Annotated in this window: 21 protein-coding genes; 10 read left to right on the forward strand and 11 right to left on the reverse strand. The window is 73.7% G+C overall.

Translation table 11 applies throughout. The features are described 5' to 3' along the window. The gene (locus BS72_RS17405) at positions 1-744 is read right to left on the reverse strand and encodes a DUF4232 domain-containing protein (RefSeq protein ID WP_051951203.1); all 744 of its coding nucleotides are present in this window, start codon (positions 742-744) and stop codon (positions 1-3) included. 659 nt (positions 745-1,403) lie between these two features. On the opposite strand from BS72_RS17405, the gene BS72_RS39930 reads away from it, so the two are divergent. From BS72_RS39930 to BS72_RS17415, 3 genes are all read left to right on the forward strand, one after another. Further along, positions 1,404-1,481 (forward strand): tryptorubin family RiPP precursor, encoded by a 78-nt coding sequence (locus tag BS72_RS39930; RefSeq protein WP_407639047.1) that lies wholly within the window; start codon positions 1,404-1,406, stop codon positions 1,479-1,481. 147 nt (positions 1,482-1,628) lie between these two features. Then, positions 1,629-2,675 carry a cytochrome P450 gene (locus tag BS72_RS17410; RefSeq protein WP_037911672.1) on the forward strand — a complete coding sequence of 349 codons (1,047 nt, stop codon included), beginning with the start codon at positions 1,629-1,631 and terminating at the stop codon, positions 2,673-2,675. A 234-nt stretch (positions 2,676-2,909) separates the two neighbouring features. After that, on the forward strand, positions 2,910-4,301 hold the full coding sequence (locus BS72_RS17415) for a hypothetical protein (RefSeq protein ID WP_232792447.1): 1,392 nt from the start codon (positions 2,910-2,912) through the stop codon (positions 4,299-4,301). Positions 4,302-4,407: 106 nt separating this feature from the next. On the opposite strand, the gene BS72_RS17420 is transcribed toward BS72_RS17415, so the two are convergent. Together BS72_RS17420 and BS72_RS17425 are read right to left on the reverse strand one after the other, a co-directional pair. Continuing rightward, on the reverse strand, positions 4,408-4,851 hold the full coding sequence (locus BS72_RS17420; RefSeq protein ID WP_157856264.1) for a hypothetical protein: 444 nt from the start codon (positions 4,849-4,851) through the stop codon (positions 4,408-4,410). 425 nt (positions 4,852-5,276) lie between these two features. Next, a complete protein-coding gene (locus tag BS72_RS17425) occupies positions 5,277-5,516 on the reverse strand; it encodes a hypothetical protein (protein ID WP_037911676.1) in 240 nt (79 codons plus the stop codon). 474 nt (positions 5,517-5,990) lie between these two features. On the opposite strand from BS72_RS17425, the gene BS72_RS17430 reads away from it, so the two are divergent. Then, positions 5,991-6,884, forward strand: a complete 894-nt coding sequence (locus tag BS72_RS17430; RefSeq protein ID WP_051951950.1) for an isocitrate lyase/PEP mutase family protein — start codon at positions 5,991-5,993, stop codon at positions 6,882-6,884. An 88-nt stretch (positions 6,885-6,972) separates the two neighbouring features. On the opposite strand, the gene gap is transcribed toward BS72_RS17430, so the two are convergent. Both gap and BS72_RS17440 read right to left on the reverse strand, forming a co-directional pair. After that, entirely contained in the window at positions 6,973-7,983 is a 1,011-nt protein-coding gene (gene gap, locus BS72_RS17435; RefSeq protein ID WP_037911679.1) for a type I glyceraldehyde-3-phosphate dehydrogenase, read from the reverse strand. A 194-nt stretch (positions 7,984-8,177) separates the two neighbouring features. Further along, positions 8,178-9,137, reverse strand: a complete 960-nt coding sequence (locus BS72_RS17440) for a GlxA family transcriptional regulator (protein WP_037911680.1) — start codon at positions 9,135-9,137, stop codon at positions 8,178-8,180. Between the two features lie 268 nt (positions 9,138-9,405). On the opposite strand from BS72_RS17440, the gene BS72_RS17445 reads away from it, so the two are divergent. Next, positions 9,406-10,971, forward strand: a complete 1,566-nt coding sequence (locus tag BS72_RS17445; protein WP_037911682.1) for a cryptochrome/photolyase family protein — start codon at positions 9,406-9,408, stop codon at positions 10,969-10,971. A gap of 55 nt (positions 10,972-11,026) precedes the next feature. Here BS72_RS17445 and BS72_RS17450 read toward each other — a convergent pair whose 3' ends face one another. Continuing rightward, positions 11,027-11,791, reverse strand: a complete 765-nt coding sequence (locus BS72_RS17450) for a TetR/AcrR family transcriptional regulator (protein WP_051951951.1) — start codon at positions 11,789-11,791, stop codon at positions 11,027-11,029. Between the two features lie 238 nt (positions 11,792-12,029). On the opposite strand from BS72_RS17450, the gene BS72_RS17455 reads away from it, so the two are divergent. Continuing rightward, entirely contained in the window at positions 12,030-13,496 is a 1,467-nt protein-coding gene (locus tag BS72_RS17455; protein WP_051951204.1) for an MFS transporter, read from the forward strand. 283 nt (positions 13,497-13,779) lie between these two features. After that, positions 13,780-14,763 (forward strand): hypothetical protein, encoded by a 984-nt coding sequence (locus BS72_RS37315; RefSeq protein ID WP_198545914.1) that lies wholly within the window; start codon positions 13,780-13,782, stop codon positions 14,761-14,763. A gap of 111 nt (positions 14,764-14,874) precedes the next feature. Here BS72_RS37315 and BS72_RS38420 read toward each other — a convergent pair whose 3' ends face one another. Then, positions 14,875-15,738 carry a cysteine/serine endopeptidase inhibitor gene (locus BS72_RS38420; RefSeq protein WP_063836095.1) on the reverse strand — a complete coding sequence of 288 codons (864 nt, stop codon included), beginning with the start codon at positions 15,736-15,738 and terminating at the stop codon, positions 14,875-14,877. A 701-nt stretch (positions 15,739-16,439) separates the two neighbouring features. Here BS72_RS38420 and asnB point away from each other — a divergent pair. Continuing rightward, the gene (gene asnB, locus BS72_RS17475; protein WP_037911684.1) at positions 16,440-18,281 is read left to right on the forward strand and encodes an asparagine synthase (glutamine-hydrolyzing); all 1,842 of its coding nucleotides are present in this window, start codon (positions 16,440-16,442) and stop codon (positions 18,279-18,281) included. 104 nt (positions 18,282-18,385) lie between these two features. Here asnB and BS72_RS17480 read toward each other — a convergent pair whose 3' ends face one another. The 4 genes from BS72_RS17480 to BS72_RS17495 all read right to left on the reverse strand — a co-directional run bounded on the left by BS72_RS17480 (position 18,386) and on the right by BS72_RS17495 (position 22,321). Beyond that, complete coding sequence (locus tag BS72_RS17480; RefSeq protein WP_037911687.1) at positions 18,386-19,198, reverse strand: maleylpyruvate isomerase family mycothiol-dependent enzyme; 813 nt, start codon at positions 19,196-19,198, stop codon at positions 18,386-18,388. Between the two features lie 137 nt (positions 19,199-19,335). Continuing rightward, entirely contained in the window at positions 19,336-19,698 is a 363-nt protein-coding gene (locus tag BS72_RS17485; protein WP_037916412.1) for a hypothetical protein, read from the reverse strand. Between the two features lie 159 nt (positions 19,699-19,857). After that, positions 19,858-21,531 carry an esterase-like activity of phytase family protein gene (locus BS72_RS17490; RefSeq protein ID WP_037911689.1) on the reverse strand — a complete coding sequence of 558 codons (1,674 nt, stop codon included), beginning with the start codon at positions 21,529-21,531 and terminating at the stop codon, positions 19,858-19,860. Positions 21,532-21,709: 178 nt separating this feature from the next. Then, positions 21,710-22,321, reverse strand: a complete 612-nt coding sequence (locus BS72_RS17495) for a TetR/AcrR family transcriptional regulator (protein ID WP_037911691.1) — start codon at positions 22,319-22,321, stop codon at positions 21,710-21,712. Between the two features lie 84 nt (positions 22,322-22,405). Here BS72_RS17495 and BS72_RS17500 point away from each other — a divergent pair, with 84 nt between their 5' ends. Together BS72_RS17500 and BS72_RS17505 are read left to right on the forward strand one after the other, a co-directional pair. Then, entirely contained in the window at positions 22,406-23,116 is a 711-nt protein-coding gene (locus BS72_RS17500) for a peroxiredoxin-like family protein (protein ID WP_078901840.1), read from the forward strand. A 1-nt stretch (position 23,117) separates the two neighbouring features. After that, positions 23,118-23,990 (forward strand): YwqG family protein, encoded by an 873-nt coding sequence (locus BS72_RS17505; RefSeq protein ID WP_198545915.1) that lies wholly within the window; start codon positions 23,118-23,120, stop codon positions 23,988-23,990. Positions 23,991-23,997: the final 7 nt, after the last annotated feature.

The following is a 23,997-nucleotide window of genomic DNA, read 5'->3' on the forward strand; positions in this document are numbered from 1 at the left end:
TCAGCGGTCGCTGTGGACCGGGCCGACCTGGAGGTTCTGCACGGACGAGCCGACGCACTCCTCGGTGTTCCACGGGATGTTCGTGGACTCGGTCTGGTTCGGCGGGTAGACCCGCAGGGTCGGCACGGTGGTCAGGCCGCACTGGGCGGCGGAGTAGCCGCCCTGGCCGTTGACGGTCCGCACGTCGGCGTAGGCGTGCCCGTTGGGGACCAGGGTGACGACGGAGGTCGCGCCGCTGGTGCGGGTGGCGGCCTTGCCGAGCTGGATGTTGTGGATCTTGACGAACGACACGCCCGGGAAGCCGCGCAGCGTGCAGGGGGCGCTGCCGGTGTTCTGGAAGACCAGCTCGAACATGGTGCTGCCGGCGCCGCTGTCCACGCCCTCGGCGGTCGTCCGGAGGTTGCTGGTGGCGCACGCCGGCTCCGTCGAGCGGCCGCCGGAGGAGCCGGAACCCGAACCCGCCGCGGTGCTCTTCCCGTCCTGCGTGGTGCCGTCCGGCGGGGCGGTCGCGGTGCCGGAGCCGCCCGCGCCGGAGGACGAGCCGGACGTGGCGTCGGAGCCGCCGTCGTCCGAGGCGGACGTGGACGAGGACGACGAGCCGGTGGACGAGGACGCCGCCGAGGACGCCGTGGACGCCGACGCGGCCGAGGAGGTGTCGACCGAGGAGCCGCACGCGGCCAGGGACAGCCCGGCGGCGGCGAGCAGGAGGGCGGCGGCTCCGCGGCGGGCGGTCCTGGTGCGCATGGTGTTCCTCTTTCCTGGGTGCGGGGGTGGCCTCTGGTGGCTTCGACGTCATCCTTCCCCAGCTCAGCGCCTATATGGCCGGGCGTTACCAGGTAGGGACAGAACAGCCGACGGGGCCGCACATTCGGTTCCGCCCCGTCCCCGCCTGCCTGTCCTGCCCCGCCGTCCTGGCCCCCGTTCTGCCCCTGTCCTGAGCGCCGCCCTGGCCGCTGTCCTGGTCGCGTCCGCGTTACGAGGCGGGTGTCGCCGGCCGGACGGGACGGCACCCGGACGGCCCTTCCGGCGGCCGCGGGTGGGCCGTTCGGGTGACTGCGGGCGGAGTGCGGACCCGGGCCGTGACGACGTCCCGGGGCCGGATGCCACCGCCTGTCCCGTCTCCGGGGACGGGCCCGACGGGTGAACCGTGCCCGGACCGGGCTGCGGGGACTCCCGCCGCCCCGTCGCCCGGGGGCCGGCCGGATTGCATACGACCGTCCGGTGCAGCGCCCTCAAACCTCATCGGCGTCAACAGCCGCCATGATCCTGATCACTTGACACAACATCAGCAACAGGTCTTCACTCGTGGCGGCGGAAGAGGTGGGTGGCGGATGAATCCGTCCGGTCCGCTCGTCGGCCGCCGTTCAAGGAAGAATTCTCCCTTCACCCATGCGGAGGTTTCCATGAAGCTTGTCCGACTGGTCAACAAGTTCCGTCCGGAGAAGAGCCTGAAGGCCTACGCCTGGTACGGCTGGCTGTAGTCGCACAGGGTTCGCGCCGGACGTACCCCCTGCCCGGCGCGAACCGCCCGCCCCCGGACGTCCCCGGGTTCCCCGGGCCCTCGGGTCCCCCTGGCTTCCCCGGGCCCACCCCTCGCACCCCGGAGTCCCGACCCCTGGAGTCCGCGCATGCCCCAGCACCTCGCCGGCGGCCGAACCCGGCCCGTGGAGTTCGCACCGCGTATCGAAGCGCTGCTCAACCGCCACCTCGGCTCGCCGCTGTTCCGGCTGGAGCCCGACACCATCGGCCTGGCCGGGCCCGGACTGATGGAGAAGGTGCTGGCGAGCCGGCCCGCGAACCCGGGCGAGCGGCCCACCTTCAAGCCGGTCCTCGGCCGGGAGATCAGCCGGACCACCGCCTCCACCTACATGCAGGCGGTGGGCGCGGACGTGCGGACCGCGCTGCGCCGCCCGCTGGAGCCGGACGCCGACCTGACGGGGAAGTGGCCGTACACCGCCCACACCTACCTGCGCGACCTCGTCTTCGGCGACGAGAGCCTGCGCTTCCGCGTCCTGGTCGACCGGCGGCTGGAGCTCAGCCCGAAGTTCACCTGGTCGGCCGTCGCCTCCGGGGCCGCTCTGCTGCGGGGGCCCGGAAAGGGCGGGTCGGTGTCGAAACTGGCCGGGCTGGTGCTCGATTCCGCCACCTATTCCGACCGGCGTTTCGCGATGTACCTCTACCGCAGGGTGGCCGCGCCGGTCTGCTTCACCGTCGCCGCGCTCGTCACCAACGCGCTGTGGCTGGGCGCGCCCTTCGGCGACGACACGCCGAACCGCAACGTCATCCTGGAGGCGCTGCGGCTGCTCCCCCCGTCCTGGAACATCCTGCGGAGGGCGTCCCCGGAGTACCCCGAGCTGGACGGGCGGATCGGCCCGGACGACGACATCCTGCTGCTCCCCCTGCTCAGCCACCGCGACCCGGCCCTGTGGGACGAGCCCGACGTCTTCCTCCCCGCGCGCTGGGACGACCTCGACGGCGACAACCACCCCGGCTACCTCCCCTTCGGCCCGGCCGCCGAACGCTGCTGGGGCCGCCACATGGTGCTGCCGCTGGCGGAACGCCTGCTCGACCTCGTCCGCCGCGACGGCCTGGTCGTCAGCCCCGACCAGACCAGGGCACGGGTCGAGCTCGACGGCCTCCTCGAAGTCTCCGAACTCCACGTGGTCCGCTCGTAGGACCCCGCCCCCTCGAACGATCGGGAGGCCCGGCGGGCTGATCGGGAGGCCCGGCGGCCGCGTCCCACGGCGTGGGCCGCGCCCTCGGCAGCGCTCGCACAGGAGCCCCCAACGACCGTGCACGGCACGGGAATCGGGTGGCCCCCTGCGGTTCGGAACTCTACGATCAAGCCGCCGTGCGGATCTCCGCGGCGCCGTCGCGGAGATCAGGGGAGTCATTCACCAGGGGGCAGTATGAGCATGTTCGAGTACGCGGGCAGACGGCTCGCCGTTCTTTCCACCGTCGCCGCGGGGCTGGTGCTCACCGCCGCTCCGGGGGCCCTCGCCGACAGCGGGACGCCGACGCCGACGGCCCCGACGCAGCTCTTCAGCGCGTACCGGACCTGCTCCGGAGACCCCGACGCACCCACCTACGTGTGGGCGCGCGGGGGCGTCCTCATCGAGGGTATGCCGGGGGACACCGGTGACGCGGCCGGCAGCAGCGTCTCCGTCCAGTACCGGGTCTGGCCGGTCGCCGACCCGGCCCGGACCACCACGGTGTCCCGCCAGAACGCGAGCCTGGGGTACGAGGCACCGGCCACCGTGCCGGCCACCGCCCTCACCGACGGGCAGACGTACGGGTGGCAGGCACAGACCCAGGTCGGGAGCGACACCTCCGACTGGTCCGCCACCTGCTACTTCGCGGCGGACGACACCGCGCCCTCGCCGGCGCCGACCGTCACCTCCGCCAACTACCCGCAGAGCGGGCTGGACGACCCGGGCGATCCGGTCCACTTCACCTTCGACGCCGCCGGAGCCGACGACGTGGCCGGCTTCGAGTTCGGCTGGCAGAACGACCTGCCGGTGGACGTCGTCGGCATCGGCGCCTACGGCGTCCCGCAGCCGACCGACCCGTACGACGACACCAGGTACTACGCGCGAGCCGACCACCTGGGCGGCTCGGCGAGCGTCGACCTGGTCCCGCCCGCCGGGGCGGGACCGCGGACGCTGTACGTGGTGAGCCTGGACCGGGCGGGCAACGAGTCCGCGCAGTCCTCGTACGACTTCATCCTCAAGGGGGCCGCCCCGACCATCACCGGCCCGGCGCAGCCGCAGTACGGCCAGACCGTCACCCTGAGGCTGGCACCCGATCCCGGGCTCCAGGCGAAGAGCCCGACCACGAGCTACTCCGTCGAGGTGGACGACGCCCAGGGGCCCCGGACCGTCCAGGTCCCTGCGGCGGCGGACGGCACCGCCAGGACCCGGGTCAAGCTCGACGGCGCGGACGGCGAGCGGGTGTCGGTGACCAGCACCAGCGCCAACGGCTGGACCAGCGACGACCAGGTGTGGAGCACCTCCTTCGACACCACGCCGACGATCACCTCCGACGTGTACGCCGAGAACGCGGCCGGCGGAGGCGCCGGGGTGCCCGGCACCTTCACCTTCGCGCCGAAGGTGAAGGGCGTCGCCGCCTACTCGTACTCCTTCAACGGGGCGGACCCCGTCACCGTCGAGGCGGGCAAGGGCCACCGCGCCACCGTCACCTGGACCCCCGCGGACAGCGGGGAGTTCTATCTCGTGGTCAACGCGATCACTCAGGACGGCGTCGCCCTGACCCCTTACTACTACTTCGCCACCGCCAACTGACCTGATCGCAGCGGCCCGACGGCCGGCGGCGCACCGCGCGCGGCCGGCCGTCGCCGTGATGTGAGCCGCCCCCGTGCGGGAGTTCCCGGGGCGGGGTGCGGCGGGATCAGTAGGCCCAGTGCGGTCTGCCCGACTCCATGACGCAGTGGATGGCCCGGCCGGCCGCGTTGGTGGTGGACAGGCCGAGGTCGCTCTCGCGGCAGAACTGGCCTGCCTGGTAGCAGTTGCCGGCGTTGGACCGGATGCTGCACACGCCGGTCGCGCTCGCCCGCGTGGTGGCCGGCGCGGCCGGGGCCTTCGTCTTCGCGGAGGCGGTGGTCCGGCGGACCGGGGCGCTGGTCGTGTGGCGCACCGCCGGGGCGGTCGACGCGGCGGTGGGCGAGGCTGTCGTCGGCGGGGTGGTCGTCGGATCGGCGCTCGGCGAGGTCGTGTCGGCGGCCGGGAAGTTGGCGGGCACCCCGGAGGAGCCCGGCGCGGCGGAACCGCAGCCCGCCAGAACCACTGCTGCGATTCCGGCGACGAGCGCGCCCGCTATGCGGCTGTATTTCATTCCCGCACGCTATGGCCTGCCTTGTCCGCGCTGTCCGGGGGGAAGTCGAACTACGCACGTTGCCGCAGGTGGGCGTAGACGAACGGTCCTGCGCCGGCTCCGCTTTCGCGAGGCGCGGGTGGCGCTGGGGGCGCTGGGGGCGCTGGTGGCGTGGCGTGGCGAGTGGGAGGAGGCACCGTGCAGCAGCACCTGGAGAGCATCGTCACCCAGACCGGCGGACGCAGCAGGCGCGACCTCCTCGGCAGGATCTTCTTCAACCGGGGGGAACCCGTCGGGCAGCGGTAGGCGGGACCGCCGCCACGCCCTCCGCGGTGCGGCGCCCCACGCGGGCGGGCGCCGCCCCGTCGGTGGACGGGGCGGAGCGCGCCGGGCCGGGGCGGGCGGGGGTCATCCCCGGCGGGCCGCGCCTGGAGCGGGTGCCGGGGTCAGTGCATCCACAGCAGGTAGAGGCCGTTGGTGCCGTACTCGCAGATGTAGACGGGGCCGTGTGCCGGCTCGTCGACCTGGGCCTGGGCGACGCAGCTGTCGTAGGTGGGGAAGTAGCCCATGAGCATGAAGCCGCTGCCGGGCGGCGGGGACGCCTGCGCCGCCGTGCCGGCGAGGCCGAGACCGAGGATCGCGGTGGCCGCGACGGTGGCCGCGCGGGCCAGGATCTTCTTGCGCATAAGGACACGACTCCTTTCCGGGCAGGCGGAATCGCCTGCCGAATGGCCAGGGGTGTGGTGCTGGGGTAATGCGCGTGCGGCCCAAGCTTGCCTGGAGCCGCCATCCACTTCAATAGGTCCAGACCAGTTGGGGGCGGCGGGGCGGGTGGGACCGTTGGTGTCGGCTGTTCGGCCGGGGGCTCCGGTTGCTCCGTGCGTCCCGTGGGAGGTGCTCCGTGCCGCCGTTCGCACGCCATCCGGTCCGCGCCCGAGGGTGCGGGCGTTGACGATATGACATGCGGTCATCGGATGATGATCGGACGTCGCTCCCTGGGAAACGGGAAATAACTCAATGGAGTTGAGGGGCCCGTCATATGCGCGACGAAGAACCAAGAGTTGGTAAAACTGGGTAAAACTTCGGTGTATGCCGTTGGCTCATACTGTTCGGTCCACGCGTGCGTGCCCGCCCGCGTGCCAGCTCAGGGAGAACGTGTGGTGCAGTACGGAACCGCCCTGCGAAACGACATCGCGTCCGCCGCGACCACCCCTCTCATCGGGGTCTACGACATGTACTCGGCCTCGATCGCCGCCCAGCACTTCGACGGCTTCTTCGTCTCCGGATTCGGCTTCGCCGCGTCCTACTACGGGCTGCCCGACATCGGCTTCATCGCCTGGCCCGACATGGTGGCGTTCGCCGAGCGGCTGCGGCTGGCCTTCCCCGCCCACCACCTGCTGGTGGACATCGACGACGGCTACGTCGACCCCGAGGTCGCCTGCCACGTCGTGCGGCGGCTGGAGCGGGCCGGCGCCTCCGGGGTGATCCTGGAGGACCAGAAGCGGCCCCGGCGGTGCGGCCACGCCGACGGCAAGCTGATCCTGCCGCTGGAGGAGTACCTGGAGAAGCTGAACCTGGTGCTGGCCAGCCGGGACGACCTGGTGGTGGTCGCCCGCACCGACGCCACGGAGGACGGGGAGATCCTGCGGCGCGCCGCCGCGCTGGCCGAGACGGACGCGGACGTCGTGCTCGTCGACGGGGTGCGCAGCGTGGAGTGGATCCACCGCATCCGGCAGGTCGTCGGGGACAAGCCGCTGCTGTTCAACCAGATCGCCGGCGGCAAGTCGCCGCGGCTGTCCCTGCCGGAGCTGACCGGCCTCGGCGTGGACGTCGCCATCTACAGCACGCCGTGCCTGTTCGCGGCGCACCGCGCGATCGACGACGCGCTGCTGGAGCTGAAGGCGGCCGACGGCCGGCTGCCCGACAGCAGCGGCCCCGGCGCGATCGGCGTGGCGGCGTCCACCCGCCTGCTGGAGCGCAACATCAGCCGCCACCACGGCAGTCCCGTCCTGCCGCACGCCTCCGCCCCCGCGGAGCCGCCCGTCACCGTCTGAACCGGGGCCGCCGCCCGACCGCCGGCATTCCCTTCACCGGAGGTCGGGCGGCTCCCCTCCGCACCCGGGCGTACGGGAGATCGCCGGGTCAGCCGGCGGCGAGCAGGTTGAGCGTGTCGACCACCCGGTTGGAGAAGCCCCACTCGTTGTCGTACCAGGCGACCACCTTGACGTGGCGGCCGTCCACCCGGGTGAGGGCCGAGTCGAAGACGGACGAGGCCGGGTTGCCGGTGATGTCGGAGGACACCAGCGGGTCCTCCGAGTACTCCAGGATGCCGGCGAGCGGGCCCCGCGCCGCCTCGCGGTACGCGGCCAGCACGTCCTCGCGCGTCACGTCGCGGGAGACGGTGGTGTTGAGCTCGACGATGGAGCCCACCGGCACCGGCACCCGGATCGAGTCGCCGGACAGCCTGCCCTCCAGGTTCGGCAGCACCAGGCCGATCGCCTTGGCGGCGCCCGTCGTGGTCGGCACGATGTTGACGGCGGCGGCGCGGGCCCGGCGGGCGTCGCGGTGCGGGCCGTCCTGGAGGTTCTGCTCCTGCGTGTAGGCGTGCACCGTCGTCATGAAGCCGTGCTCGATGCCGGCCAGTTCGTCCAGGACCGAGGCCAGCGGGGCGAGCGCGTTGGTCGTGCACGAGGCGTTCGAGACGATCGTGTGCGCGGCCGGGTCGTACGCGCCGGTGTTGACGCCGTACGCGAGCGTGACGTCGGCGCCCTGCGACGGCGCGCTGACCAGCACCTTCCGCGCGCCGGCGGTCAGGTGGGCGCGGGCGGCGTCGGCCGAGGTGAAGCGGCCGGTCGCCTCCAGCGCGATGTCGACGCCGAGCTCGGCCCACGGCAGCCGGGCCGGGTCGCGCTCGGCGAGCACGGTGATGCGGCGGCCGTCGACGACGAGGACGTTCCCGTCGACGCTCACCGGGCGCCCGAGCCGGCCGGCCGTCGTGTCGAAGGCGAGCAGCCGGGCGAGGGTGGCGGGCTCCGTGAGGTCGTTCACGGCGACGATCTCCAGCCCCTTGCCGAGGTCGTCGTCGCGTTCGAGCAGCGCGCGCAGCACGTTGCGTCCGATGCGGCCGAATCCGTTGATGGCGATACGAGTCATGCCAGGTGTCCCTTCCCTTTCCCGTCACCACCAGGCTCGCGCGCGGCACCCGGCCCGGACAGCGGCGTGAGCGCCCCGGTCCGCAAGGATCGCGCCACCCCACCATCGCACCCACGGGCGCCTCTCGCCTCTGCCCGCGCACACCCGGGCCGGGGCGCGGTGGCCGGGCGACGGCCGGTGGTGGCCGGGCGGTGCTACTCGCCCCGGGTGAAGGTGCGGCGGTACTCGCTCGGGGTGGTGCCGAGGATGCGCTGGAAGTGCAGCCGCAGGTTCGCGCCGGTGCCGAGCCCGGCGTCGGCGGCGATCTGCTCGACGCTGCGCCCGGACCGCTCCAGCAACTCGCGGGCGAGGTCGACGCGGGCGCGCATCACCCACTGCATCGGCGTGTACCCGGTGTCCTCGACGAAGCGCCGGGAGAACGTGCGCGGCGACACCGCGGCGTGCCGGGCGAGCGCCGCCAGGGTGAGCGGCTCACCGAGCCGGCGCAGCGCCCACTCGCGGGTGCCGGCGAACCGCTCGCCGAGCGGCTCGGGCACGCTGCGCGGCACGTACTGCGCCTGGCCGCCGCTGCGGTACGGGGCCGCGACCAGTCGGCGGGCCGCGTGGTTCGACGCCGCCACGCCGAGGTCGCCGCGCAGCACGTGCAGGCACAGGTCGATACCGGAGGCGGCGCCGGCCGAGGTCAGGACGCTGCCCTCGTCGACGAAGAGCACGTTCTCGTCCACCCGCACCAGCGGGTGCTTCGCCGCGAGCTGCCGCGTGTAGTGCCAGTGCGTGGTCGCACGGTGGCCGTCGAGCAGGCCGGTGGCGGCGAGCGCGAAGGCGCCCGTGGAGATGGCGGCCAGCCGCGCGCCCCGCTCGTGGGCGGCCACCAGCGCCTCGACGACGGCCGGCGGCGGGTCGTCGCGGTCCGGGAACCGGTAGCCGGGGATGAAGACGATGTCCGCCCAGGACAGCGCGGGGAGGCCGTGGGCGACGTGGTACGAGAGCCCGTCGCCGCCGGTGACCAGCCCGGGGACGGCGCCGCACACCCGGACCTCGTACGGCATGCTCGCCCGGGTCGTGAACACCTGCGCGGGGATGCCGACGTCGAGCGGCTTCGCCCCGGCCAGCACCAGGACGGCGACGCGACGCGGGCGGGAGGCGGCGGGCACGGGGAAAGGGTATGCGCGCCGCGGCGGCCCGGCTTCCGTGGACGGCCACCCGGGCGGGCGGTCACGGCGGGCAGGGCGGGCGGCGGCGTGCCAGGGTCGGAACGACATCGAAGGACATCGAACGCCTCGAAGGCCACCGAACGCCTCGAAGGACATCGAACGAGGCTGAACGACGGTGAACGACGTCGGACGACGGCGGTCGATGTCGGACGACGTTGGACGAGACCGGGCGAGACCGGGCGAGGTCGAAGGGGAGGAGGCGGCGGCGTTGGCGACGCGACCGCACTGGCTCTTCGGCGACCAGTTGGGCCCGCACTTCATCGACCCGCGGCACGGCGGGCCCGACCGTGACGCGCCGCTGGTGATCATCGAGGCCCGTTCGGTGTTCGCCCGGCGCCGCTTCCACCGTGCCAAGGCCCACCTGGTGCTCTCCGCGATGCGGCACCGGGCGGCCGAGCTGGGCGACCGGGCGGTGTACGTCCGCGCCGACACCTACCGGGAGGGGCTGCGACGGGCGGTGCCCCGGGGCCGGGTCACCGTCTTCCCGCCGACCTCGCGCGCCGCGGCCGGCCTCGTCGGCGCGCTGGACCGGGTGGACGTGCTGCCCGAACGCGGCCACCTCGTCACCCGGGAGGAGTTCGCGGCCTGGGTCGGCGAGCACGGCGGAAAGCACGGCGACGGGCACGGGCACGGGGGCGGGGACGGGCATGGGGGCGGGCACGGCGGTCGGCTGCGGCTGGAGGACTTCTACCGCTGGGTCCGCCGCGAGCAGGGCCTGCTGATGGACGGCGGTGACCCGGCCGGGGGACGGTGGAACCTCGACCACGACAACCGCGAACCGCCGCCGTCCGGCCGCGCCGCGCTGGACCTGCCCCCGCCGTGGCGCCCCTCGGAGGACGCGGTGGACGACGAGGTCCGCCACGACCTGGACCGCTGGGAGCGCGAGGGCCGGGTGTCGTTCGTCGGCCGGGACGGGCCGCGCGGCTTCCCGGCCACCCGGCGGGAGGCCCTGGCCGCGCTGCGCCACTTCCTGCGCCACCGGCTGGCCGCGTTCGGGCCGTACGAGGACGCGGTGCTCGCCGCCGACCCGGTGCTGGCCCACAGCCGGCTGTCCCCCGCGCTCAACCTCGGGCTGCTGCACCCGGACGAGTGCGTGCGGCGGGCCGAGAAGGCGCTGCGGTCCGGGGCCGCGCCCCTGAACAGCGTGGAGGGCTTCGTCCGCCAGATCGCCGGCTGGCGGGAGTACGTCCGGCTGCTGTACTGGCACTTCGGCGAGGACTACCGGCACCGCGACGAGCTGGGGCACACCGCCCCGCTGCCCGACTGGTTCGCCGAGCTGGACGCGGAGGCGGTGACGGCCCGCTGCCTGTCCACCGTGCTGGCCCAGGTCCGCGACACCGGGTGGACCCACCACATCCCGCGGCTGATGGTCCTGGGCAGCCGGGCGCTCCAGGACGGCTGGGACCCGGCCGCGGTGACCGACTGGTTCCACCGGTGCTTCGTCGACGGCTACGACTGGGTGATGCTGCCGAACGTCGTCGGCATGTCCCAGTACGCCGACGGCGGCCTGATGACGACGAAGCCCTACACCTCGGGCGGCGCGTACATCGACCGGATGAGCGACCTGTGCGCGGGCTGCGCCTACCGCCCGGGGGACCGCACCGGCGAGCGCGCCTGCCCCTACACGGCGGGCTACTGGGCCTTCCTCCACCGCCACCGGGCCCGGCTGGAGCACAACCCCCGCACCGCCCGCGCGGTCCACGGCCTGGACCGGCTCTCCGACCTCCCCGAGACCCTGGCCGGCGTCCGCGACCGGGGCACCGCGGCGCCCTGACGGTCGGGTGCCCCGGGACCCGGGCGGGCCGTCGGGTTCGCTCCGGGGGACCTGGTCAGCGTGGTGCGTGCGGTGCCGGACGCTCTTCCCCGGCCCCGGCCCCGGCCCCAGCCCCGGACGGCGTCGCATCCGCCCGCGCGAACAGCCCGTCGACGAGGGCGCGCAGCCCCTGCGGGTACGTGTCCCGTGCGGCCAGGGCGTGCCACCGCCGACCGACGGCGGCCAGGTGCGGCGCCCGCTCAGGGTCGAACGCCTCGCGGAAGGCGGGCGGTTCGCCGTACGCCTGGCCGCGGGCGGTGCGGGCGCGGACGAGGATCTCGCCGACGGTGTAGTACCAGATGTCGCGGAAGAGGCCGACGGACTGCTCGGGTGTGCACCCGTGGTCGTCGGCCCCGGCCACGATCTCCTCGACCATCCAGAGGGCCGACTCGTCGAGGAGGCCGACGAACCCGTCGGTGGTGAGGACCTCCGCCGCCCACGGCCAGGCCGCGAGCGCGTCGTGCATCGCGGTGGCGGCCGCGATGACGCGCTCCCGCGGGTCGTCCGGCGGGCGCGGGCGGTCGAGCTGCTCGATGTGGTGGTTGAGCAGCTGGACGAGCAGGTCCTCCCGGTCCCGGATGTGGTGGTAGAGCGTCGTCGCCCCGACGCCGATCTCGGCGGCCAGCCGGCGGATCGTCAGCTGCTCCCAGCCGTCCCGCTCGATGAGCTGCCGGGCCGCCGTCAGGATCTGCGCGCGGGAGGTCCGGGGCGGCCGGCCGGTACGGCCCTGGGGGGCGGGGGACCGGCTGGCGCGGCCGTGCGGTGCGGGCGGTCGGGGCATGCCTCCCATCATGCCGTCAAGCCCTCCGCCGCCCCGGGAAGGGGCCGGTTCCCGGGCCGTTCGGCTTCCCGGCCCGCCGGGTGCGGTGTTACTTTCGGAACATGTTCCGGAACGCGTTCGAAAAGTTGGCGCCGATGACGGGGGACGGTCCGCGATGAGGAACGGGACGAACGAGCAGCACGGGAAGCACAAGCAGCACGAGAAGAGGGAGAAGGACGAGAAGAGGGGGGCACACGGGATGGGCGGAGTGAGCGGGGTCGAGGGGGAGGGCGGTCCGGGCGCTCGGCTGGGGGTGGTGCTCGCCGTGGTGGCCCTCGCGCAGTTCATGGTGTCGCTGGACCTGTCGGTCGTGAACGTCGGACTCCCGCGGATCGGTGCCGGCCTCGGCTTCGGGGCGGTGGGGCTGACCTGGGTGATCCACGCCTACGCCCTCACCTTCGGCGGCCTGCTCCTGCTGGGCGGCAAGGCCGCCGACCGGTACGGCCGCAAGCGGGTCCTGCTCTTCGGGCTCGCCCTGTTCGGCCTCGCCTCACTCGCCGGCGGCCTCGCGCGGGACCCCGGCCAACTCGTGGCCGCCCGCGCCGCGCAGGGCGTCGGGGCCGCCGCGCTGGCCCCGGCCGCGCTGGCACTGCTGACCGCGACGTTCCCCGCGGGCCGGCCCCGGGTCCGGGCGTTCGGGGTGTGGAGCGCGACGAACGCGGCCGGGGGCGCCCTCGGGGTCGTGATCGGCGGGCTGCTGACGCAGTACGCTGGCTGGCGCTGGGTGATGTTCGTGAACGTGCCGATGGCCGGCTGCGCGCTGGCCCTGGCGTGGCGCGGTGTCGCCGGCGGCCGTCCGGCCGGCCGCGGCGGACGGCCGGACCTGCTCGGCGCGGCGCTGGCCACGTCGGGCATGGTGCTGCTGGTGTTCGGCGTCGTGCGCACCGACCGGTACGCCTGGACCTCGGCGGTCACCCTGACGACGCTGGCCGCCGCCGCCCTGCTGCTGGCCGCGTTCGTCCACGTCGAGCGGACCACCGCCCGTGAACCGCTGATCCGTCCCGGCCTGTTCGCCAACCGCTCGGTGGCCGGGGCGAACCTCTTCAACCTCCTGGTCGGAGCCGCCATGACCCCGGCCTTCTACTTCCTGTCCCTCTACGTCCAGCAGGTCCTCGGGACGGGACCCGCGCTGACCGGGGCCATGTTCCTGCCGTTCACCTTCGTGCTGGTCGCGGGCACTGTGCTCGCCGTCAGGCTCGGCTACCGGCTCGCTCCGCGCTCCCTGCTGGTCCTCGGCGGGCTCCTCACCGCGGCCGGGCTGGCCTGGTTCGGCCTGATCGGCCCGGACGGCTCCTTCGCCGCCGACGTCCTCGGGCCCTCGGTCGTCGCCGGCACCGGCTTCGGGCTCTGCCTCGGGCCGGTCGTCTCCGTCGCCACCGCCGGCGTCGCGTCCCACGAGGCCGGTGCCGCCTCGGGTCTGCTCAACAGCTCGCGCCAGATCGGCGCGTCGCTGGGGCTCGCCGCCCTCGGCACCGCGGCACACCACCGCACCGGCCGGAGCACGTCCCTCGCGGCCCTCACCGACGGCTACGCGCTCGGCCTGACCGTCGGCGCCGGGCTGTTGGCCGCCGCCGCGCTCGTCGCCCTCACCGTCCTGCGGCGGACCAGCCCGGCGGTGCGGGCCGAGCGGGCCGCCGACCGCGGCCCGCTCCCCGTCCGGGACTGACCGGACGGCCGCCCCCCGGCGTCCCGGGCACCCGGAGCGCGACTCCTCGACGCGGGTGCCCGGACCGCGGTCCCCTCGCGCGGCGCCCCGGCCCGCCGGCACCCGCGCGGTAGGGCCTTCGGGCGGATCGGGACGCAACACCCGTACGGGACGGTGGAATCGGACGTTCCACGCCACCGCGGGGACGACATCCCGCCGGGGGCTTCTCTTTCGGATCGCGATGCATTGTCATGGGCATGCTTTGACGCGCGTCCCCGACCCCTCCCGAGAGGATCGCATCAGCGTGAGAAGTCCGAAGTCCGTGGCGGCCGTCCTCGCCACCACCGCGGCCATGGTCCTGGGCTGCGGCCTGGGCAGCGCCGCCGCCAGCCCCGCCCCCTCCACGTCCGCCGCCGCGAGCCCCGCGGCCACCGCCACCTGCAGCTCCGCCGCCGCCTCGGGCAGCGCCGTCCAAGGAGCCCTGACCCAGGCGCAGGTCCAGCAGCGGCTCTCCCCGCTCACCGCGCAGCGCCGCGCCCAGTACGGGCTTCCGGCGAAGGGCGCGCTCGGCGCCGAGAGCGCCGCCGGAGCCGCCTCCGCGCTCGGCTCCGCCGCGGTCAAGCCGCAGGTCGACATCCACCCGGCGCAGGGCACCTCCTTCCTGGCGCAGTCCGGCGCGGACGGCTCCTGCGCCACCCAGTCGGTCTCCACCTCGCTCGCGGTCCAGGACGGCTACACCACCATCTACACGCCGACCATGTACCCGCCCGGCGGCTCCTGCGTCGAACTGGTCACCGTCTACACGCAGTCGGTGCGCGCGGTCTCCGCCTGGGACTGGTGCAAGAGCGTCGCCTTCGCGGCCTCGGTGCCCGTCAACAGCTCCTTCCTGAGCACCTACACCAACGGCTCGGGCGCCTACACCGGACGCGTCATCCGGACCTCCACAGCCTCCAACACCTGGAGCGCGTCCCTCTACAACTACGCGACCGGCGCCTGGGACACCCTGTTCACCCAGTCCGGCACCAACCAGTCCGGACGCACAGACGGTTGGGACATCGAGGAGCTCTACTCCACCGTCGGCACCTCCGGACAGGCGTACTCCTGCGCCGACATGGCCGGCCTGACCTTCGAGTCCAGCGGCATCTCGGTGCGTGACAACGGTGTCTGGTCCGCCGCGAGTTCGGCGAACTCCGACACCCACTACGACTCGGCGAGCGGCTCCTTCTACTGCCCGGGCCGCAGCTACCAGATGGTCAGCGCCTACACCCACTGGAAGGACGTGGGCTGACCCCACGGCCCAAGAGCACCGGGAGCACTGGGAGACCCGGAAGCACCGGAAGCACCGGAAGTACCGGGAGCCCCGCCGCGCCGCCTTCGCGGGGCGGCGGGGCTCCCCGCGTCAGCAGGCGCCGCGGTCGGACCAGGCGGCCCAGGAGGCGGGATCGCTGGGGACGGCACCCGTCGAGTAGGCGGTGGCGGTGTACCTGCGGCCGTTGTACGACACGGTGGCGCCCGGGGCGTAGGAGGCCGACGCCTGCCAGGCGGCCGGGCACCCGGAGCCGCCGGTGGTGCTTGCCGTGGCCGCCGGGACGGAGGCCGAGGAGGCGCCCGCGGTTCCGGCGGTGTCGGCCGCCGCCACGGTGTAGCTGTAGGAGGTGCCCGAGGCGAGGCCGGTGTCGGTGTAGGAGGTGCCCGTGGTGGAGCCGACCAGGACGCCGCCGCGGTAGACGTGGTACGAGGCCGCGCCGGCCACGCCCGTCCAGGCCAGCGAGACGGAGCCGGCGGTGGTGGCGGTGACGTGCAGGCCGGTGGGTGCGGCGAGCTGGGTGGGGGCGCCGCCCGAGGAGACGAACTCCCAGGTGACGCCGGTGACGACGCCCGTGCCCAGCGGCGCGAACTCGGCGAACGCCGGCTGGCTGAGGTCGATGTGGGTCGCGTCGCAGCTGGGGCACTTGTCGGCCGCGGGGAGGGTGAGCGTCCGGCCCCCGTACGTGACCTGGACCGATATCCCCTGGCAGAGGGGGTCGTTGTTCGGGTTGGCGGCGGTCCACCACTGGTAGGAGACGGCCACCAGGTACTGCGTGGACGCGTCGACGGGGGTGCCGCAGGCGCCGTATCCGGCGTCGTTGTAGTACGTCATCTCGCCCGTCACGGGCTGGCCGATCGGTACGGCGGCCGAGGCCGGCCCACCGGCCAGGACCATCAGCGCCGAGGCGCCCACCAGAGCGCCGATCCAGTGCCTGAGGCGTCGCGGGGTGCGCATGCTGCCTCTCCTCTCCTTCTGCTGGCTTCCGTCGACGCCCGCTGGCGTCCGCTGGCTTCCACCGGCCTCCGTCGACTTCTGCCGACGAGGGCCCCGCGGGCGGACTGCGGGCGGGGCGGTGCGGGCACGGTGTACGTCGCTGCCCGTACTCACTCAACTCCCCACCGTGCAAACCGTGTTGAGAGGTCGGCTGATTTCGCCCCGTCCGGCCGCCGTGGTGGTACGGGCGCTCTCGCGGCCGGTGCGGGCCCGCGTCCCCGGGTCGGCTGAGGATTCCGGTCGTTCGGCGCCGGCGGCCGCGCGGGTCCGAGTGGGGACGTGGTGACGGGTGGGGTCGTATACGGATGGACGGCTGCACGGCCGTGAGCTGCGCCGCGCCGCCCGCGCGGTGGCGTCGGGGTGCCGGCGGACGGCGGCGGGCACCGCTGGGTGCGGGGCGCCGTACGCCCACGAAACCACTGTTTCCGCAGGTCAGGTGGGCGTGACCGAAAGTTGCCTCTTGCAATGATCCGCGATGCCGTCGTCCGTTGACTGGCGGCTCGGCGCGGATGACGATCCGTATAGATGCTCTCTACACATGATTCGTGTGACGAGCGTGTTTCGGGGGTGCCCGGCGTTCCGCGGTCCGCGTACAGCGGTCCACGGTCTGCGGGACGCCGGGCGGTGACGGGGGCGGAATCGAGCGAGCGGGAGGAAGAGACGTGTGCGGAATAGCCGGATGGATCTCCTACCAGCGTGACCTGCGGGCGGAGCAGGCGGCCGTCGACGCGATGACCGAGACGATGTCCTGCCGCGGGCCGGACGACCGGGGCACCTGGGTCAGCGGACCCGCGGCCCTGGGCCACCGCAGGCTCGCGGTGATCGACCTGCCCGGGGGGCGCCAGCCGATGAGCGTCGGCACCCCGGGCGGCGAGGTCGCCATGGTGTACTCGGGGGAGGCGTACAACTTCCACGAGCTCCGTGCCGAACTGGCCTCGCGCGGCCACCACTTCACCACCGACTCGGACACCGAGGTGGTGCTGCACGGCTACCTGGAGTGGGGAGCTGCGGTCGCCGAGCGGCTCAACGGCATGTACGCCTTCGCGATCTGGGACGAGCGCGAGCAGAAGCTCGTGATGATCCGCGACCGGATGGGCATCAAGCCCTTCTACTACTACCCGACGGCCGACGGCGTGCTCTTCGGCTCCGAGCCCAAGGCGATCCTGGCCAACCCGCTCGCCGGGCGGACCGTGACCGCCGACGGCCTGCGTGAGCTGTTCGCCTTCGTCAAGACCCCCGGCCACGCGGTCTGGCACGGTATGCGCGAGGTCGAACCCGGCACCGTGGTGACCGTCGACCGCGGCGGCGTCCGCACCCACGCCTACTGGACGCTGGAGACCCGGCCGCACACCGACGACCAGCAGACCTCCATCGCGCACGTGCGGACGCTGCTCGACGACATCGTCCGCCGCCAGCTCGTCGCCGACGTCCCGCTGTGCACCCTGCTCTCCGGCGGCCTGGACTCCTCCGCGATGACCGCGCTGGCGGCCCGCCAACTCGCCGAGACCGGCGGGACGGTGCGCAGCTTCGCGGTGGACTTCGCCGGCCGCACCGAGAACTTCGTCGCCGACGAGCTGCGCACCACCCCGGACACGCCGTTCGTGCACGACGTCGCCCGCGAGTCCGGCACCGACCACCAGGACATCGTGCTCGACTCCGAGCAGCTCGCCGACCCCGAGGTGCGCTCCCGGGTGATCCGCGCCCGGGACCTGCCGGCCGGCTTCGGGGACATGGACGCCTCGCTGTACCTGCTGTTCAAGGCGATACGCGAGCACTCCACCGTGGCGCTGTCGGGGGAGTCGGCGGACGAGGTGTTCGGCGGATACCTCCAGTTCTTCGACCCGGAGGCGCGCAAGGGCGGGAACTTCCCGTGGCTGGCGCAGTTCTCCAAGCACTTCGGCGAGGACGACGCCATCCTCCACCAGGACCTCGGCAAGCTCCTGGACCTCGACGGCTACACCCGCGACAGCTACGCCTCGGCGGTGACCGGGGTGCGGAGGCTGGACGGGGAGAGCGACTTCGAGTTCCGCATGCGGGTGATCTCCTACCTGCACCTGACCCGCTTCGTCCGGGTGCTGCTCGACCGCAAGGACCGGGCCAGCATGGCGGTCGGCCTGGAGGTGCGGGTGCCGTTCTGCGACCACCGGCTGGTGGAGTACGTCTACAACGCTCCGTGGGCCCTGAAGTCCTTCGACGGCCGGGAGAAGAGCCTGCTGCGCGAGGCGACGGCCGACGTACTGCCCCGGTCCGTCTACGACCGGGTCAAGAGCCCCTACCCGTCCACGCAGGACCCGGCCTACGCGGTGGCGCTCCAGAACGCCCTCAAGGACCTGCTGGCCAACCCCTCCCACCAGGTCTTCGACCTCGTCAGCCGGGACTGGATGACGCGCGCGGTGGCCGTCGACAGCCCGCAGATCAACCAGGCGTCGCGGCGCGGCATGGAGCGGACGCTGGATCTCGCCCTGTGGATGGACATGTACCAGCCCACCCTCGACCTGAGCTGAGCTGGCCTGGCCTGAACCAGTCGTAGCTCTCGGCCTTTCCCGCCGGCGTCCTGGCCGGCGGGAAAGGCCGAGAGGCGGGGCCCAGGGCGGGGCTCAGGCGAGCCTCAGGGGGCGGTGAACAGCGAGGTGAAGCGGGGCGAGAGCCAGGGCTTGCGCCCCCAGGCGACGATCTTCCCCCGGGAGAGCGCGCCCATGCTCGTGCACCGGCCGAGGGCGAGCAGCAGGAACGTGACCGGCTCGGCCACGATCGTGCAGTCCGGGCGCCGCGGCGGCCGCGCGGTCACGTCCACCGCGCCGTCGGTGAACGTCGCCGCGAACCGGGACCCGCCGCGCAGCCGCAGCTCGTAGCAGGCGCTGTGCCCGGCGGCGGTGCGCGGGTTGACCACCCGGGGCATTGCCGTGGTCAGGAACGGCAGCGTCAGGTCGACCCGTTCGCGGTCGATCATGTGCGGCCTGCGCAGGGCGACGGCGATGTCGTAGCCGTGCCCGAGCATGTGGGTGAGCAGGTACGAGCCGAGGGTGCCCAGGTCCATGGGCCCCAGCGGGGTGAAGACCGGCGCGTCCGCCGGCCGGGTCCGGGCCGCCTCGGTGAACGCCTCGGCGCACCGTACGATCCCGTCCGCCAGGACGGTCCCGTCCCGTTCGGTGAAGGCGGCCAGCGAAACGGAGTTGGCCGCGGCCAGACTCCCGGCGGTCCCGTCGCCGTACGTCCGCTCCCGGCCGGCGGCGAGGTCGGCCATCAGCTCGTTGGCCTTGAACAGGTGCGCGGCCGCCTCCCCGACGGTCCACGACGCGCCGGGTATGGGCACGGAGGTGTCCGCGCACGGCCGGAGCAACCGCGCGGTGTGCTCGGCGACGGCGCCGATGGCCGCGGCCAGCGAAGGTCCCACGGCGGCCTGGAACGGAGGGGCGCTCATGGTGCAGAAGCGTCGCCCAGCCCCGCCCGTCTGTCCAGAGCCCCGTCGGCCATCCACGCGGGCGGTTTCTCCGCCGGGGAGCGCCCCGCGCGGGTCCGACGTCCCCCTGGCCCCTCATACGCGGACGACGACGCCGGTCACCGGAAGGCGCGGCGGAGCTGCCACCAGGCCAGGCCCGCCGCGGCGGTGGCCGCGGCGGCGAGGACGGCTCGCGGCAGCGGGTTCGCGGGCCGGGTGGCCGTGTGGTCGGCGAGGACGGCGCCGCTGGACCGCCAGCTCAGCACCGAGCCGTGGGACTGGCCCGACAGCCAGCAGCCGAACGACTGGAACGAGCCGACGGACAGGGCGCACATCGACGAGCCGAGCGAGCCGGCGGAGGCGAACGACGCCACCGACCCGACGGACAGCGCCGACCCGACCGAGCCGATCGACAGCACCGAGTCGGTGGAGGCGATGGACAGGACCGAGTCGCGCGAGCCGATCGACCAGAGTGAGGACATGGCCTTCATTCTCGTCCGCCGCGGCCCGGGTCACGCCCGCCGGGCCGCCGCCGGAGTGAACGGGCTGGCCCGCCGGAGTGACCGGGCCCGCCCGGAGCGGCGGCGGACGGGCCCGACCGCGTGGGAGCGGACGGGCCCGACGGCGTGGGACGCGGGGCGTCAGCGCACGTTGATCGTCACCGTGACGGTCTTGAGGACCGCCGGCAGCTTGGTGGTGTCGACCTTCAGGATCTCGCCGTTGTCGCTCTGGCCGGTGGGCGGCAGCACCTTCTGGTGGACGGTCCACTTCCCGTCGGGGTCGACGGAGATGGTGTCGATGCCGAAGTCGTCGTCGTTGGACAGGTACAGCGTCCTGCCCGCATCGGTGGTGGCCACGCCCTCGACCTTGTCGTGCGCGAAGAAGGCGCCGGTGGGGTCGAGCTGGCTGACCAGCGAGCCGACGTTGAGGTAGGGCTGCTTCTGGGCCACGTGCACGCCCGCCTCGGTCAGCGCGGCGAGCGCGGTGTCGGTGTCGTCCTTGCCGACGAACGCCTCGGGCGACTTGCCGCCGATCGTCAGGCCGCTGACGTCGGTGGCGCCGTTGGTGTCCACCTCGTAGAGGGTCTTGTTCGCGAACGGCTCGTAGTTGCCGTCCCGTTCGTCGACCAGGAACTTCGTGTCCGACAGCGCGGTGATCTCGCTGTTGGCGTCGCCGGTGTCGTCGGGGTCGTCCAGCAGGTACAGGTACTGCTTGGTCTGGTACGTGCGCAGGTTGACGGTGACGATGCGGGTGGCCGCGACCTTGGACGCCTTGGTGGTGCCGAGGTCGGGCTGCTGGAGCGCGGACTGCATGACGCCCACCAGCGTCGAGCCGTCCGGCGTGATCGTCAGGCCCTCCATGCCCTTGTTCGTCGCACGGTCGGCCAGCTCGGCCGGCAGGTACCCGAGGATGGTGTGGTCCGCGTTGTCCGGGCTGTTCCGGTACGGGGTCAGCCGGCCCAGCTCGTAGCCGTTGGCGTCGAAGTGGGTGATGTAGGGGCCGTACTCGTCCGAGACCCAGAAGGTGCCGTCGGGCAGCGCCACCAGGCCCTCGGAGTCGTAGCCGTACGGGTCCTTGGCGACGGGCGCGGGGGTGCCGCCGTCGGCGTTGGTCGCGGCGACGTCGTCGATGACCTCGCTGGTGTCGTGCGGCGGCCGGCCGCTGTAGCTCGTCCCGCCGAGGCGCTTCGGGCCCTTCAGGGTGACCTTCTTGACCAGCTCGGCCTTGCCGTCCACCAGCTTGAACTCGCCGATCTCGGGCGTGAAGCCGGTGAGCATCTCGGACTTGTTGCCGTCGGGGGCGTCGGCGTTCGGGCCGCGGTCGGTGAGCCCGTAGAAGTAGCCCGACTTCCCGGGTACCGGGGCGAGCGACGAGCCGAAGCCCTCACCGGAGATCGCGGTGGTGGTGCCGCCGGGGCCGGCCACCTTCGCGAGCGGCGCCAGCGGGGAGCCGTCCGCCTGGGTGTCCTTGAAGAGCCGCACCGCGTCGGTCGTGGTGTACGTGAAGGTGTCCGTGCCCTTGAAGCCGGCCTTCGGCGTGTACGTGAACGTGCCGTCCGCGTCGACCGTCACGGTGCCGTCGGACGGGGCGGTGTGCCGTACGACCGCCGTCGCGCCGACGTCGTTGCGCAGGACGTCACCGGACACCGGGCCCTTGCCGGAGAAGGTGTCGGCGGTCGCGCCGAAGTCGTGCGAGGGGGCCGACAGCCAACCGCCGGCCTGGGCCGCGGCGGTGCCCGCGCCCACCACGGCGAAGGTGGCGCCGATGGCGATGGCGATCCGGACGCGCTTGCGGGAGAGGGGACTTGAGGTCATGGCTCAGAACCTGTCGGTCGGCGGTGAACTCCCGGGTGGCCGCCGGTGAACCCCCGGTTCACAGCGGGCCGGAACTTCGGACACCCGCGCCGTTCGGCGTTCTCCCTGATCGCCGTGGGGGCGCTGGGAGCGGTGGTGACGGTGGTCCGTGGTCCGCCGACCGTGATATGACGTCGCGTCAGGTGCGCAGCCCGCGCAGCAGCGCGGCGAGCCCGTCGAAGAACTCCCGCTCGGCGTCCACCTCCGCGGCGTGCCGGGCGGTCGCGGCCAGCAGCGGGAACTCCGTGTCCGGCAGCGCCGAGAGCACCGCCGTACCCTCGCCCGCCAGCGGGCCCAGCTCCTCCAGCTGGACGGCCCCGATGACGTAGGAGAGCAGGCCGCGCAGCGCCACCACGCGCGGCGCGCCGTCGAACCCCGCCTCGCTGAGGACGCCGAGCACGGCCTCCGACCAGCGCGCCACCTCCCGCGACCGGTGTCGGTGGGCGACGGACAGCGGTACGACGGCCGGGTGGGCGGTGACGGCCTCGCGCAGCCGGCGCACCAGGGCCTCGATCCGCTCCCGCCACGGCAGGCCCGGGGGCGGCCGCACGTCGACGCGGGCCAGCACCGACTCGACGACGAGGCGCTCCAGCTCGCCCCGGTCGGCCACGTAGCGGTACAGGCCCATGGTGCTCATCCGCAGCTCCTGGGCGACGGCCCGCATGGACAGGCCGCCGAGCCCGTCGCGGTCGAGGACGTCGAGCGCGGCCGCGGTGATCTGCTCGGGGGTGAGGGTGCGTGGTCGTGGCATGGCGGTTGACAGCGTACGGCATACGCCTACGCTGGTAAGCGTGTGCTGTACGCCTACGGAGCGACGGCCTACCAGGGGGAAGCCATGAGCAGAGCAGCACGTCCCGCACCCGGCCGGCGGGTCGAACCCGGCTCGTCCGTCACCGCCCGCGAGCTCGACACCGTCACGGACGGCACGGGCGCGGGCGGCGCTGGCGGCCCCGGTGGGCCCGGCGGCCGCGGCGGCGCCGGCGGTTCCGGCGGTTCGGGCGGTTCCGGCGGCAGGGTCGCGGTGCCGGACGCCGGACGGCTGGTCCACCTCCAGTTCCGGCGGTTCGCCGGCTGCCCGGTGTGCAACCTCCACCTGCGGTCGGTGGTGCGCCGCCACGACGAGATCACGGCGGCCGGCGTGCGCGAGGTGGTGGTCTTCCACTCTCCCGCCGGGGAGCTGCTGGAGCACGTCGCCGGCCTCCCCTTCGCCGTGGTGGCCGACCCGGAGAAGCGGCTGTACGCCGAGTTCGGGGTCGAGTCGGCCCCGCGCGCGCTGCTGCACCCGCGAGCCTGGGCTCCCGTCACCCGCGCCGTGCTGCGCAGCACGTGGACGCTGCTCCGCCGCCAGGAGCGCGCCCCGTCGTCCAGGCCGCACGGCGGGCGGCTGGGCCTGCCCGCGGACTTCCTGATCGCCCCCGACGGCCGGGTGCTGGCGGCCAAGTACGGCGAACACGCCTACGACCAGTGGCCGGTGGACGAGCTGCTGGCCCTGGCCGCCCGCGCCACCGGCGGCGGCGCTGTCAGTGGCGGCGGAGATCATGCCTGACATGACACGCGGAACATCCGACGAACTGCGCGCCCTGGCCCTGAAGCACCTGCCGCCCCAGGACGCCGAACGCTGGCTCTCCCTGCTGCGCCCCGCCGCCTGCCTGGAGAAGGCGACGGGGTCGGACCCCGTCGTCGGACAGCTCGGTGGCACCCCCAGGCTGCCGGCCGGCACGGACTGGCCGGTGTGGGAGGGCCACGGTCCGCTCTCCTTCGTCGCCTCGGTCGACTGCGCCGGTCTGGCCGTCGGCGCCCTGGACATCGCCCTGGACATCGCCCTGCCGTCCGACGGGACGCTGCTCTTCTTCTCCTTCGACGGACAGGTGGACGACGGTGAGGCACTCGTCCTGCCCGACGACCCCGAGACCCGGCCCGGCGCCCGTGTCCTGTTCGTGCCGGCCGGCGAGGCCACCGAGGAGCGCACCGCCCCGGAGGGCCTGCCGCCGTATCCCCGCGTACCGCTCACCGCACGCGTACGGGTCACCGCGCCCGACCCCTCGCACCCCCTGATACAGCGGACGTTCGGGCCCGACGCCCGCTTCGGCCGCGCGCACCCGGTGGTCGCCGAGGAGTTCCTCGACGCCCTCTGGGCGCTGCGCGACGGCACCGGACACCAGATCGGCGGCCACGCGGACCCCGTGCAGAACCCGGTGGAGCTGGAGGTGGCCCACGCCCTCCTGGGGGGCCGGGTGGCGTGGGACGACCCCCGGCTGCTCGCGGAGGCGAACCGCCTGCTGCCGCTGGCCCAGATCGACAGCGACGGCGACGCGGGCATGCTCTGGGGTGACGTCGGCACCCTCTACTGGCTGATCCGCCCCGAGGATCTGGCCGAACGCCGCTTCGACGAGGCCGTGTTCACCTGGCAGTGCGGCTGACGGGCAC

This window comes from Actinacidiphila yeochonensis CN732 (assembly GCF_000745345.1).
Lineage (GTDB): Bacteria > Actinomycetota > Actinomycetes > Streptomycetales > Streptomycetaceae > Actinacidiphila > Actinacidiphila yeochonensis.

Coding starts and splice junctions, on each gene's coding strand:
- BS72_RS39930 (WP_407639047.1), top strand. CDS start 1,404: ATGAAGCTTGTCCGACTGGTCAACAAGTTCCGTCCGGAGAAGAGCCTG.
- BS72_RS17490 (WP_037911689.1), bottom strand. CDS start 21,531: ATGACCTCAAGTCCCCTCTCCCGCAAGCGCGTCCGGATCGCCATCGCC.
- BS72_RS17455 (WP_051951204.1), top strand. CDS start 12,030: ATGGGCGGAGTGAGCGGGGTCGAGGGGGAGGGCGGTCCGGGCGCTCGG.
- BS72_RS17405 (WP_051951203.1), bottom strand. CDS start 744: ATGCGCACCAGGACCGCCCGCCGCGGAGCCGCCGCCCTCCTGCTCGCC.
- BS72_RS17480 (WP_037911687.1), bottom strand. CDS start 19,198: ATGAGCGCCCCTCCGTTCCAGGCCGCCGTGGGACCTTCGCTGGCCGCG.
- BS72_RS17500 (WP_078901840.1), top strand. CDS start 22,406: ATGAGCAGAGCAGCACGTCCCGCACCCGGCCGGCGGGTCGAACCCGGC.
- BS72_RS17485 (WP_037916412.1), bottom strand. CDS start 19,698: ATGTCCTCACTCTGGTCGATCGGCTCGCGCGACTCGGTCCTGTCCATC.
- BS72_RS17415 (WP_232792447.1), top strand. CDS start 2,910: ATGAGCATGTTCGAGTACGCGGGCAGACGGCTCGCCGTTCTTTCCACC.
- BS72_RS17410 (WP_037911672.1), top strand. CDS start 1,629: ATGCCCCAGCACCTCGCCGGCGGCCGAACCCGGCCCGTGGAGTTCGCA.
- BS72_RS17450 (WP_051951951.1), bottom strand. CDS start 11,791: ATGCCCCGACCGCCCGCACCGCACGGCCGCGCCAGCCGGTCCCCCGCC.
- BS72_RS17420 (WP_157856264.1), bottom strand. CDS start 4,851: ATGAAATACAGCCGCATAGCGGGCGCGCTCGTCGCCGGAATCGCAGCA.
- BS72_RS38420 (WP_063836095.1), bottom strand. CDS start 15,738: ATGCGCACCCCGCGACGCCTCAGGCACTGGATCGGCGCTCTGGTGGGC.
- BS72_RS17495 (WP_037911691.1), bottom strand. CDS start 22,321: ATGCCACGACCACGCACCCTCACCCCCGAGCAGATCACCGCGGCCGCG.
- BS72_RS17505 (WP_198545915.1), top strand. CDS start 23,118: ATGACACGCGGAACATCCGACGAACTGCGCGCCCTGGCCCTGAAGCAC.
- BS72_RS17425 (WP_037911676.1), bottom strand. CDS start 5,516: ATGCGCAAGAAGATCCTGGCCCGCGCGGCCACCGTCGCGGCCACCGCG.
- gap (WP_037911679.1), bottom strand. CDS start 7,983: ATGACTCGTATCGCCATCAACGGATTCGGCCGCATCGGACGCAACGTG.